This is a genomic window from Nocardiopsis halophila DSM 44494 (genome assembly GCF_000341245.1).
GTDB classification, from domain to species: domain Bacteria; phylum Actinomycetota; class Actinomycetes; order Streptosporangiales; family Streptosporangiaceae; genus Nocardiopsis_A; species Nocardiopsis_A halophila.
This window is the reverse complement of the sequence record NZ_ANAD01000165.1, coordinates 1-11724: the sequence shown is the minus strand read 5'-3', so window position 1 is coordinate 11724 and position 11724 is coordinate 1. Positions and strand designations below refer to the sequence as shown.

At 74.7% G+C, this 11724-nt stretch carries 8 protein-coding genes, 1 pseudogene and 1 riboswitch (1 of these 10 only partly in view); of the genes and pseudogenes, 4 read left to right on the top strand and 5 right to left on the bottom strand.

The genetic code is table 11. The annotated features are described in order from the left end of the window. A pseudogene (gene metE / locus D450_RS30650) lies at positions 1 to 1556 on the bottom strand (5-methyltetrahydropteroyltriglutamate--homocysteine S-methyltransferase); its annotated part reaches 584 nt to the left of the window's first position; the annotation flags it as partial. Between the two features lie 137 nt (positions 1557 to 1693). Further along, a riboswitch (cobalamin riboswitch) is annotated at positions 1694 to 1922 on the bottom strand. Positions 1923 to 2163: 241 nt separating this feature from the next. Between metE and D450_RS0119455 the strand changes: the two are divergent. Beyond that, the gene (locus D450_RS0119455; protein WP_017540329.1) at positions 2164 to 3669 is read left to right on the top strand and encodes a polysaccharide deacetylase family protein; all 1506 of its coding nucleotides are present in this window, start codon (positions 2164 to 2166) and stop codon (positions 3667 to 3669) included. A 573-nt stretch (positions 3670 to 4242) separates the two neighbouring features. Then, positions 4243 to 4845: a DUF6461 domain-containing protein gene (locus D450_RS0119450; RefSeq protein ID WP_241483217.1), complete on the top strand. Its 603-nt coding sequence runs from the start codon at positions 4243 to 4245 to the stop codon at positions 4843 to 4845. A 28-nt stretch (positions 4846 to 4873) separates the two neighbouring features. On the opposite strand, the gene D450_RS0119445 is transcribed toward D450_RS0119450, so the two are convergent. The 3 genes from D450_RS0119445 to D450_RS0119435 all read right to left on the bottom strand — a co-directional run bounded on the left by D450_RS0119445 (position 4874) and on the right by D450_RS0119435 (position 8915). Next, positions 4874 to 6016, bottom strand: coding sequence for a quinone-dependent dihydroorotate dehydrogenase (locus D450_RS0119445; protein ID WP_017540327.1), 1143 nt, complete (start codon positions 6014 to 6016; stop codon positions 4874 to 4876). Between the two features lie 76 nt (positions 6017 to 6092). Continuing rightward, positions 6093 to 7013 (bottom strand): proteasome assembly chaperone family protein, encoded by a 921-nt coding sequence (locus D450_RS0119440; protein ID WP_017540326.1) that lies wholly within the window; start codon positions 7011 to 7013, stop codon positions 6093 to 6095. Between the two features lie 129 nt (positions 7014 to 7142). Further along, positions 7143 to 8915, bottom strand: a complete 1773-nt coding sequence (locus D450_RS0119435; protein ID WP_017540325.1) for an ABC-ATPase domain-containing protein — start codon at positions 8913 to 8915, stop codon at positions 7143 to 7145. A 404-nt stretch (positions 8916 to 9319) separates the two neighbouring features. Between D450_RS0119435 and D450_RS0119430 the strand changes: the two genes are divergently transcribed. Further along, a complete protein-coding gene (locus tag D450_RS0119430; protein ID WP_017540324.1) occupies positions 9320 to 10624 on the top strand; it encodes a TrkH family potassium uptake protein in 1305 nt (434 codons plus the stop codon). Positions 10625 to 10652: 28 nt separating this feature from the next. Here the strand turns inward: D450_RS0119430 and D450_RS0119425 are convergent, their stop codons facing one another. Then, a complete protein-coding gene (locus D450_RS0119425) occupies positions 10653 to 11036 on the bottom strand; it encodes a VOC family protein (protein ID WP_017540323.1) in 384 nt (127 codons plus the stop codon). A gap of 177 nt (positions 11037 to 11213) precedes the next feature. On the opposite strand from D450_RS0119425, the gene D450_RS30645 reads away from it, so the two are divergent. Further along, positions 11214 to 11724 (top strand): acyltransferase family protein (locus D450_RS30645; protein ID WP_039820686.1); only part of this gene is annotated, 511 nt, incomplete at its 3' end.

The following is an 11724-nucleotide window of genomic DNA, read 5'->3' as shown; positions in this document are numbered from 1 at the left end:
CCCCCGCGCGGGGAGCCGTAGGACTGCACCCAGCCCTTGGCGGTCGTGGTGTAGCCGCCGAGGCGCTCGGCGAAGTACTGGACCATGTCGTTGCGCTCGGGCTCGCCGTGCACGAGCACGTCCAGGCCGATGTCCTCCTGCAGGGCGATGACCTTGTCGATCTCCCCCCGCATCCGGGCCTCGTACTCCTCCTCCCCGATGGCGCCGGTGCGGTGCTCGGCCCGCGCCTTGCGGATCTCCTCGGTCTGCGGGAACGAGCCGATGGTGGTGGTGGGCAGGTACTGCGGCTCGCCCTCGCTGTTCCAGCGGCCCTCGCGCAGGCGCTGCTCGCCCTCCGTGCCCAGGGACTGCAGGCGGGCCCGCACCTGGGCGTTGCGGAAGCCCTCCGGCTCGGGCAGGTCGGCCCGGGCGCGCTCCAGGTCGGCCGCGGCGCCGTCGGGGTCGCTCAGCGCGCGCCCCAGCAGCGCCGTCTCGTCCAGCTTCTGCCGGGCGAAGGCCAGCCGCGCCCGCAGCGCCGGGTCCATGCCGGTCTCGGCGTCCAGGTCGACCGGGACGTGCAGCAGCGAGCAGGAGGTGTTGACCACCACCTCGCGGGCCAGGCCCAGCAGGGTGGTCAGCCGGGACAGCGCCGCACGCACGTCGGTGCGCCAGACGTTGCGCCCGTCGACCACGCCGGCGAGCAGGGTCTTGTCGCCCAGCCCGGAGACGGCCGCCAGCTCCTCGGCGGTGTCCGGCCCGGCCACCAGGTCCAGGGCGATCCGCTCGGCGCCGGTGCGCTTGAACGCCTCCAGGGCCTCGGTGCCGATCGGGCCGAAGTAGGTGCCCACGGTGATCTGCGGGCGGTCCTTCTCCTGGCCCAGGACCCGGTAGGCGCGCTCGAACTCGCCCACCGCGGCGCGGCCGCGGTCGGTGGCCAGGACCGGCTCGTCGAGCTGGACGTGCTCGGCCCCGGCCGCACGCAGCCGGCGCAGCAGCTCGGCGTAGGCCGGGAGCAGCCCGTCGAGCAGCTCCAGCGGGTTCCACCCCTCGGGGGCGCCGGCGGCCGGCTTGGACAGCAGCAGGAAGGTCACCGGGCCCACGACCACCGGCCGGGTGAGGTATCCCAGCCCCTTGGCCTGGGTGAACTCCGACAGCGGCTTGGCCCCGGCCAGCCGGAAGGCCGTGTGCGGGGACAGCTCGGGGACCAGGTAGTGGTAGTTGGTGTCGAACCACTTCGTCATCTCCAGCGGCGCGGTCTCCTGCACACCGCGCGCCATGGCGAAGTAGCGGTCCAGCTCCGTGGCGCGGTCCTCGGCCTCCTCGGGGCGCCCGAAACGGGTCGGCACGGCGCCGAACAGCACGGCCGTGTCGAGCATGTGGTCGTAGTAGGAGAAGGTGTTGGACGGCATCTCGTCGATCCCGGCCTCGGAGTAGGCCTCCCAGGCGGCGCGGCGCAGCCGCGCCCCGACGGCGTCCAGCTCGGCTGCGCTGCTCCGGCCGGCCCAGTACGCCTCGCAGGCGCGCTTGAGTTCCCGGTCCGGTCCGATGCGCGGGTATCCGTGAACGGTCGTCGTCACTGGCTTCGTCTCTCCCTCGTCGATCAGCCGTTGGGCCGCGAGTCGAGGCAGAGCGCGCGGCGGGGCCGCCCGCAGCGCGGACCGGTCCCGCCGACCGCCGCCCTCCCTCGGGGCTCACGGACCACCGTGGGCGCGGCCGCGCCCACGGGCGGTCGGCAGGTATTCGGACTCACGGGCGTGGCCCCCTCCCTGCCGGGGAGGATGCCGGCCTACCGGCCGCCGCTTCCCAGACGCTGCCGCGTCCAGTGCTCCTGGCGGCTTTCGTTCCCGCTCACCGCTGCGGGGCAGTCCCGGATTCGCACCGGGTTCCCTCTTTCGACACGCCCGGCGTTTCGCCGTGCACGTACCGACCGCGAGTGGAAGTATAGGCACGCACCCTTTCCGGCCCCGAGGCCGGGTCCGCCTCCCCCTCCCCCACCGGCCCCCCGGAACCCCGCTTGGGCGATCCGTCCCGAGGTTTTCCCCTTCCGTGACCGAAACCCGGAACCCCGCGCGCCGTCGGGTGCGATGATCCAACCGTCGTGTCCGCTTCTTCCGATAAAGCGAAAGTCGAAGGCCGTTGCTCCGCCATTCCCGTGTCGAACCCCGACCGTTCTCCGCACGTGCCGTGCTCGCCGTCCCGGTCGCCCTCGCCACGCTGCTCTGCGCCTGCAGTCCCAGCGAGGGCGAGAACACCGGCGGATCGGAGGAGCAGGCCCCGCAGCGCCCCGAGGGCGAGCCCGACGCCCTGACCGCGGTCGCCCCGGACACCGTCGAAGGCCTCGGTGAGGAGAGCCGCTCCGAGGACGAGGGCGGTGTCGACGTCGAGATCGCCTACCCGACCGTCCCCGGCGCCGAGCCGTTCGCCGAGAGGCTGGACGCCATCGCCGAGGACGAGGCCGAGGACTTCCGCGAGGCCGCGCCCGGCGCCGAGTCGCTGGACGTGCGGGGCGCGCTGAGCGCCGCCGGACCGGACGTGCTCGCGGTGCGCCTGGAGCTGTCCGAAAAGGACTCCGACGGTGAGCGCACCGGCTACTCCACCTACTGGTACGACACCGCCGAGGGGCACACCGCCTACTCCACCGAGCTGCTGGCCGGCCAGAAGGAGCTGGAGGAGCTCGACGGGCTGGTCAAGGACCGCCTGGAGGAGGACGGGGTCGAGCCGGAGGCGCTCTACCCCATCGCCGAGCTCTACGACTCGGTCGGCTTCAACCCCGACGGCGACCTGGTGGTCGAGTTCGACGAGGGGCAGGTGGCCCCGGCCGACGAGGGGCGGGTGCACGCCGTGGTCCCCGGCGAGGACGCCGAGCCGCTGCTGTCGGACTTCGGCGCGCAGGCGCGGACGACCGCCACGCAGGTCACGCCGGGCCTGGAGCTGGAGGAGGCCGCGGCCCCCAAGGACGGCGGCCCGGCGGGCGGGGTCCCGGGGCGGTTCGACCCCGACGCGGGCGGCGCGGACTGCTCCGACCCCGACAGCAAGTGCGTCGCGCTGACCTTCGACGACGGCCCGGGCGGGCGGACCCCCGAGCTGCTGGACACGCTGGCCGAGCACGACGCCAAGGCCACCTTCTTCGTCACCGGGGAGCCGGTGCGCGAGCACCCGCGCACCGTGCGCCGCGAGTACGCCGAGGGGCACGAGATCGCCAACCACACGGTGACCCACCCGGACCTGACCTCGGTGGGCGAGGGCCGGGTGCGCGACGAGCTGTCCGAGGTCAACGGCCTGGTGCGCAGGGAGACCGGGATGCTGCCGACGCTGATGCGCCCGCCGTACGGGGCCACCGACGGCAAGGTCGCCTCGGTCGCCGAGGACCTGGGCCTGGCGGAGATCATCTGGAACGTCGACACCAACGACTGGAAGGACCGGAACTCCTCGGTGGTGGCCGACCGCGCGCTGAAGGGGGCCGCGCCGGGCGCGATCATCCTCATGCACGACATCCACGGCACCACCATCGACGCGGTGCCGGAGATCGTGGAGGGGCTGAACGAGAAGGGCTACACGATGGTGACGGTCTCCCAGCTCCTGGGCGAGACCGAGCCGGGCGAGAGCTACCTCGACGGAGTCCCGGACGAGCCCGAGGACGACGGGGACGAGGACGAGAAGAAGGGCGAGGAGAAGGAGGAGAAGGACTAGCCTCCTCCACCCGGCCCCTCTCCCCCGCCGCAGGCCCCGGCCCCGAACACGGGCTCGGGGCCTTCCGTACGCGCCCGGCGACGGATACGGACCGTCCGATACCCGGGGTGTCCTGCGGGCGACCGAGTCGATGCGCAGACGTTATCGGGCGGGCGGCTCGGTGCACGCCCGAACGCCGCTCACCATCACCGCAGTTCAGAGGGGCCGTTGCCCGGCACGGCCGGTTCCGGCCGCCGCCGCGGTGCGCGCCACGCCCGGGCCCGGGCGGCCGCGGGCGGCCCGGACGCCCGGCCCATACGGCAATGTGTCGCACCCGACGGTCCCGACCCCCGGCCACGTGCGACGACACGCGTGGCGGGGCCGTATGCTCGGACGCCGTGGTGAAGAAGATCCGCCCGGCGCGCCCCCGCGCGCCCCACGGCACCCCAGCGGTGGAGGCCTGAAATGGTCCGGTACCCGGTGTTCCGCAGGGGAACTCGACGCGATGCGCCCCTCGTCACACCTATGGAGCCCTCCCCTACAGGGGAGGTGTTCGGTGACGGCACCACCCGAACAGGGGAAAGGGAGATGTCGATGGGCGCCTGCGCAGCCGACTACGCCTGGTTCGAGGAGACCCAGCCCGACCTGGCCGAGGCGTTCTGCCTGTCCTACGTTCGCGGTCTGACCAAGACCGAGTCCCTGCGGCGCCTGGGCGCGCCGCAGGAGCGGCTGCGCTCCCTGCCCATCGCCGACGCCGTCGAGGCGGGGCTGTGCTGCGAGGACGGCCCGCCCCCCACGGCGCACGCGCTGACCCTCAACGGGTGGGCCGTGGTCGTGGAGCCGACCGGCTGCCGGGCGACCCGCCCCGACTGCTACCGGGCGCTGTCGGCCCAGACCGAGCTGGTGTCGGTCCGGGTCCTGCTGGACCGGCGCTATGAGTTCCGGTGGGTCGCCGACGGCGTGCTGCGCACCTTCTTCGACGCCCGCGAGCCGCACCTGCGCCGCGGCACCCGGCCGGACGCCCTGGCCGCGGAGATGTCCTCGGTGGGGCTGTCCGGCGGCGGGCCGGACGACCCGTCGGCCTCGGTGCTGGCCCTGGCCGAGCGCGTCACCGGGGTACGCATCCGCGCCGGCCACCTGGACGGCCCCCTGCTCGGCGCCGAACTCGACACCGCGGTGCCCCTCCCCGCCCCCTGAGGCGCGGACGGGACCGGCGCGGACGGGACTACCGGGCCGTCGCCGCCGGCGCGCTCTGCGGGGCGTCGGCGCCGACGGCCTCTTCGACCGACGGCAGGCCGGCGCGGCGCACCAGCCGGGCGAGGCCGCGGTTGATGCGGCGCGGCCACATCGGCCCGCCGTAGATCAGGCCGGTGTACCCCTGCACCAGGGTGGCGCCCGCGCGGATGCGCTCCCAGGCGTCCTCGGGGGTCTCCACGCCGCCCGCCGCGATGAGCACGAGCCGGTCGCCGGCGCGGGCGCGCAGGCGGCGCAGCACCTCCAGCGACCGCCTCTTCAGCGGGGCCCCCGACAGCCCGCCCGCGCCGGCCGCCTCCACCTTCTCGGGGCCGGTGGCCAGCCCCTCGCGGGAGACGGTCGTGTTGGTGGCGATGATCCCGTCCAGGCCCAGGTCCAGGGCGAGGTCGGCGACGGCGTCCACGTCCTCGTCGGCCAGGTCCGGGGCGATCTTGACGAGCAGCGGCACGGCGCCCGCGCCCTCGGCGTCCAGGGCGGTGCGCACCGCCTCCAGGATGGGGCGCAGGTGGTCCGCCGCCTGGAGGTCGCGCAGGCCCGGGGTGTTGGGCGAGCTGACGTTGACCACCATGTAGTCGGCAAGGCCCGCCAGCTCGCGCGCGCTCGCCGCGTAGTCGGCGGCGGCCTCCTCCTCGGGGACCGCCTTGGTCTTGCCGATGTTGGCGCCCACCACCGGGCCGCGCCGCCCCCTGGCGGTGTGCCGCTCGCGCAGCGCCCGCAGGCGCTCGGCGGCCGCGGCCGCACCGCGGTTGTTGAACCCCATGCGGTTGACGATCGCCCGGTCCGGGACCAGGCGGAACAGCCGCGGGGCGGGGTTGCCCGGCTGCGCCTGAGCGGTGACCGTGCCGACCTCGACGAAGCCGAAGCCCACCCCGGTGAGCCCCTCCACGAGCTCGGCGTCCTTGTCGAACCCGGCGGCCAGGCCCAGCGGCCCGGGGAACCGGCGGCCGAAGGCGGTGACGGTCAGCTCCGGCTCCCGCGGCCCCAGGACGGTGCGCGCGGCGGCGGCCGCCCCGGGCACCGCGGCCAGCCCGCGCAGACCGGCCGAGGCGGCCCGGTGGACCGACTCGGCGTCGGTGTGCCGGAGCACGGCGTGGAACAGCAGCTGGTACAGCACGGTCTTCTCCCCCTCGCCGCCCCGGCGGGCGGCCTCGTTCTCGGTGCGCGCCCGGGACGGTCCGCAGGACGGGCCGCTACCCCTCCGCGCCGCGTTCGCGGTCGGCCAGGTAGCGCTCCAGTTCGTCGCCGAGCTCTTCGGCGGTGGGCAGCGCGGACTCGTCGCCGCCGAGCAGCCGCTGGGCGCCCAGGCCCTCGCGGGCCGACATGAACTCGTCGTACTGGCGCTCCAGGTCGCCCACGACACCCTGCACCTCGTCGGACTCCTCGACCTGCTCGGCGATCTGGGCGTCGGTCTCCCGGGCGGACTCCTCCAGCCGGGTCACCGGCAGCACCAGCCCGGTGGCCCCGGAGACGTAGTCCAGCGCGGCGATGGCGGCCCGCGGGTACTCCGACTGCGCCAGGTAGCTCGGCACGTGCACGGCGAACCCGGTGGCGTCCAGCCCGGCCTCGCCCAGCCGGTACTCCAGCAGCGCCGCCGCGCCGGCGGGCACCTGCACCCGGCCCAGCCAGGGCTCGTGCCCGGTCACCAGCTCGGGCCGGGTGGCGTGCGCCGTGGCCGTCACCGGGCGGGTGTGCGGCACCGCCATCGGGATCCCCTGCACGCCCACCGTCAGGTCCACGCCCAGCCGCTCCACCAGCCCGCGGACCGCGGCGACGAACCCCTCCCACTCGTGGTCCGGCTCCAGGCCGTGCAGCAGCAGGAAGGGCGTCCCCTCGGCGTCGTGCAGCCGGTACAGCGCCAGCCGGGGCGGGTTGTAGTCGGTGAAGGCGTTCTCCACGAACGTCATCACCGGCCGCCGCGAGCGGTAGTCCAGCAGGCGGTCCAGGTCGAACACCGCGACCTCCTCCGCGCTGGACTCGGCGAACAGCGCCTCGGCCGCCTGCCGGCCCACCGCGCCGGCGTCCACGTAGCCGTCGAGCACGACGAGCATCGCCGTACCGCCGCCGCTCTCGGCGCCGGGGCGGAGCTCGTACAGGTCTGCGGGGTCGGGCAACAGTGGGGATCTCCGTTCCGAAGTCCGTTCCGAAGGATGGGGCCGCCCGGAGCCCTCTGGCCGGGCCCGGGTCCGCGCACAAGGATAGACGACCCGGGCGACACCGCCGTGTGCCCCGGGCGGCTCGGGTCAGCCCGAGCGGCGCACGCGCAGCGACCGCAGCCGGTTCAGCGCCGCGGCGGTCTCCAGGCGCCGGGGCAGGGCGAAGTCGCCCAGGTAGCCCCGGCCCAGCACCGCGGCCGCGCCGCTGCCGTCGGCGTCGGCGCCGGCCAGCAGCTCGTCCAGCGCGTCCAGGGCCTCGGCCACCGTGCGCTCGCCGTCGAGCAGGCCGCGCTCGGTCAGCGCCCGCATCGCCAGCCCGACGCCGATGACCTGGCCGGGGTCGACCAGCTGGGTGAGGCCGCGCACGTCGATCTCGTTCTCGCCGAACGTCAGCACGTCCATGTCGCGCCGCTTGAGGCGCATCCGCCCGCGCGCCGTGGCGTCCACCGAGCGCGGGTCGACCACGCGGCGCGCCGGGACGGGGAAGTCGGCGTCGGTGCGCGGCGAGGCCAGGGCCCGGGCCCGCTCGGTCACGTCGTAGGGGCGGTAGCCGTCCAGCATGACGACCTGGTCGGCGACGTCGAAGTAGTCCCCGCTGCCGCCCATGACCAGGACGGTGGACACCCCCTGGTCCCGGTGGAGCGGGCGCACCAGGTCGACGAAGGGGGTGAGCGGTTCGCGGTCGCCGTGCACCAGCTCCTGCATCCGGGAGTCGCGGATCATCAGGTTGGTGGCGGTGGTGTCCTCGTCCACCAGCAGCGCCCCCGCTCCGGCCTCCAGCGCCTCGGCGATGTTGGCGGCCTGGGAGGTGGACCCCGAGGCGTTGTCGGTGCGGAAGTCGGAGGTGTCGGCACCGGTGGGCAGGTTGCGCACGAACGCCCCCACGTCGGTGCGCTCGACCCGGCGCCCCTCCTCGGCGCGGATCTTGACCGCGTCGGCCCGGGTGGCCACCAGCTCGCGGCCGTCGCCGGGGACGTGGTCGTAGACGCCGCGCTCCAGGGCGTGCAGGAGCGTGGACTTGCCGTGGAAGCCGCCGCCGACGATCAGCGTGATGCCCTCGGGGATGCCCAGGCCGCTCACCTCGCCCGCGTGCGGCAGGCCGATGGCGACCCGCATGCTCGGCGGAGAGGAGAACGGGACGAAGGCGCCCTCCATCGGCCGGTCGCTGACCCCGCTGGCGCGCGGCAGCACCGACCCGTCGGCGACGAACGCCACCAGCCCGCGGTCGGCCAGGGCCGCACGCAGGGCGGCCGAGTCCTCCACACTGTCGGCGAAGGCGGTGGCCTCGGCGGTGTCCAGGGCCTGCCAGCGCAGCGCCTGCACCATCTCCGGCAGGCGCTCGCAGAACTCGGTGCGCGCCGACCGGCCGTCGATGCGGCGCCCGTGGCCGGGCATCTCGATGCCCAGGCGCAGCTGCAGTTCGCCGTCGTGGATCCGCCCCGAGGCGCGGTCCAGGACCTGCTGGCCGCCGGCGTCGATGCGCAGCCGGGCGCCCTTGAGCGCGCGGTGCGCCACCCGCAGCAGGTAGTCGGCGGTGGCCCGGCGCCGCACCGGGTCGGCCCAGGCGTGCTCGGGCAGGCCGGCGACCTCGGCCGGGACGCGCACCGCGATGCGGGACGGCGGGGCGAACGGGTCGGCCTGCACCTTCTCCACGCTGAGCGTGAAGTCGCCGAAGTCCCAGTCGCCGACGAGGGACTTGTAGCGCCCGTAGGAGGCGCCGTCCATCCGCTGCAGCTCCTCGGCGAGCCGGGCGGCGTCGCGCACCCCGGTGATCCCGGGCTCGGGCGGGCGGCCCCGTCCGCCCCCGCGTCCGCCTCCGCGGCCGCCGTGTCCTCGGTCGCCGCCGTAGCGTCCCGGCATGGATGCGCCCCCTTATGTGCCTTCGCCGGTTCGTGCTGCTCTCGCCTGTGGTCGGACGGTCCTCGGACGTCCCCGTCTGCGGATGCTATCGGCCGTGCGGGGCCGTGGGGCATGTCCGGAATACGACACGCTGGAGCGGGCCTGCGCGGAAGGGGGGTCCGGGGACGGGCGTAGGATCACTGCGGCCGCCGCGGAGGCGGCCGCCGCGCCCCCCGCCGTCCAGTGAAGCGATCGATCCGAAGGAACCGAGAAACCCGGTGAGTCCACGTACGGCGCCCGGCGGCGCGTGGCCGCCCGCTGAGCGAAGGCCGAGTCTGCGGTCCCGAATCCGGCGGGCCCGGCGCACGCTGTCCCCGCCCTCCTTCGGCCGGATGCGCTCCCTCCTCCGACCGCCCCAGCTGCTGGTGGGCGGGTTCGCCGCGGTGGTCCTGATCGGCACGGCGCTGCTGAGCCTGCCCGCGGCCACCGCGGGTCCGGCCGCGGCCCCGCCGCTGACCGCGCTGTTCACCGCCGCCTCGGCGGTGTGCGTCACCGGGCTGATCGTGGCGGACACCCCGGCCTACTGGTCCGCCTTCGGGCAGACGGTGATCCTCGGGCTGATCCAGGTCGGCGGCTTCGGCGTGATGACCCTGGCGACCGTGCTCGGCCTGCTGGTGACGCGGCGGGTGCGGCTGCGCATGCAGCTGCGCGCGGGCGCGGAGGCCAAGAGCCTGACCCTGGGCGAGGTGCGCCGGCTGGTGGTGGGCGTGCTCCAGGTGACGGTGGTCTTCGAGGCGCTGCTGACCGCGGTGCTGGCGGCGCGGATGGTGCTGGGCCACGGGGAGCCGCCGCTGCGCGGGCTGTGGCTGGGGCTGTTCCACGCGGTGTCGGCGTTCAACAACGCCGGGTTCGCCCTGTACTCCGACAGCCTGGAGTCCTTCGCCACCGACCCGTGGATCTGCGTGCCGGTCGCGCTGGCGGTGATCGCCGGCGGCCTGGGGTTCCCGGTGTGGGTGGAGCTGTACCGGCACGCCCGGCGGGGCCGCGAGCCCCACCACTGGACGCTGCACGCCAAGATCACCCTGGTGGCCACGGCGGTGCTGCTGGTGGTCGGGTGGGCCGGCTTCCTGCTGCTGGAGTGGCGCAACCCGGCGACCATGGGGCCGCTGTCGGCGGGGGACAAGGTGCTCACCGGCTTCTTCCAGGCGGTGATGCCGCGCACCGCCGGGTTCAACTCCCTGCCCTTCGGGGAGGTGCACACCCAGACGCTGTTCCTGACCGACATGCTGATGTTCGTCGGCGGCGGGAGCGCGGGGACGGCGGGCGGCATCAAGGTGACCACCTTCGCCCTGCTGGCGTTCGTCGTCTACGCCAACGTGCGGGGCGAGTCGAGCGTGCACGTGGCGCACCGGCGGATCACCGAGGGGGTGATCCAGCAGGCGATCACCGTGGTCCTGCTCGCGATCGGCCTGGTCTTCTCGGCCACGATGGCGCTGATGGCGATCACCCCCTTCACCCTGGACCAGATCCTGTTCGAGGTGATCTCGGCCTTCTCCACGGTGGGCCTGTCCACGGGGATCACCGGCGACCTCTCGCCCGCCGGCGAGGTGATCATCGTCGGGCTGATGTTCACCGGGCGGCTGGGGCCGATCACCGTGGCGACCGCGCTGGCGCTGCGCCGGCGCGGCCGCCGGTTCGAGTACCCCGAGGAGCGCCCGATCGTGGGCTGAGGAGCACGGCCGGGCGCCCCGCCGCCGGTCAGCCGCCGCTGCCGTAGGGCCGGGTGAGGATCTCCAGCCGGTGCCCGTCGGGGTCGTCGAAGTAGACGCCGCGGCCGCCGTCGTTGCGGTTGATCTCGCCGGGCCGCGCCTTCGCCGGGTCGGCCCAGTAGTCCATGCCCCGCTCGCGGATGCGCCCGAAGATCCGGTCGAAGTCGTCCTCTCCGACGAGGAAGGCGTAGTGCTGGGGCACGATCGGGTCGCCGGTGTCCATGTAGTCGAGCGTCACGGCGTTGGCGACCTCCACGGCCATGAAGGGGCCGAAGGGCTTGGCCGGCGGCAGGTCGAACAGCTCGGTCAGGAAGCGCGCGGAGCGCTCCTTGTCGGCGGCCAGGACGATGGTGTGGTTCAGCTCGATGGGCATGCTCGACCTCCTCGTCGACGGGGGCGTTCCGTGTCCGCCCGCTCACCGAGGAAACTAATACTTCGAGTGCACTTGAAGGCAAGGGGACGAACGGCCTGCCCCGCGGCCGCAGGACGGCGGGACATAAGGTGGCCCTGGCGCCCCGCGCCCCTCCCGTGCCCCCTCCCCCTCCTCGCCATGACCGATGCCCCCGCCCCCTCCGCCGACCGGCGCACCGACCTGGACGGCCTGCGCGGGCTGGCCGCACTCCTCGTCGCCGTCTACCACGTGTGGTCGGACCGGGTGTCCGGGGGCGTGGACGTCTTCCTCTTCCTGAGCGGCTTCTTCGTCACCGCCTCGCTGCTGCGCTCGGTCGAGCGGGAGGGGCGGGTGCCCTTCGCCGCGTTCTGGTCGCGGCTGGTGCGGCGGCTCTCCCCCGCCGCCGGGGTGGTGCTGCTGGCGGTCGCGGCGGCGGTCCCGCTGCTGCCCCGGCCCTCCTGGACGCAGGTGATCGAGGAGCTGGCGGCCTCGGCGCTGTACTACGAGAACTGGAAGCTGGCCGCGAACGCCGTCGACTACCTGGGCGCGGTGTCCCAGGCCAGTCCGGTGCAGCACTTCTGGTCGCTGGCCGTGCAGGGCCAGTTCTCCCTGCTGTGGCCGGGCGCGGTCGCGCTCGCGGCCCTGGCGGCGGCCCGGACCCGGGCGGGCG

Bases quoted from the DNA above. Each gene is read 5' to 3' on its own strand.
- D450_RS0119450 (WP_241483217.1), top strand. From the start codon at position 4,243: ATGGGCGCCTGCGCAGCCGACTACGCCTGGTTCGAGGAGACCCAGCCC.
- D450_RS0119435 (WP_017540325.1), bottom strand. From the start codon at position 8,915: ATGCCGGGACGCTACGGCGGCGACCGAGGACACGGCGGCCGCGGAGGC.
- D450_RS0119425 (WP_017540323.1), bottom strand. From the start codon at position 11,036: ATGCCCATCGAGCTGAACCACACCATCGTCCTGGCCGCCGACAAGGAG.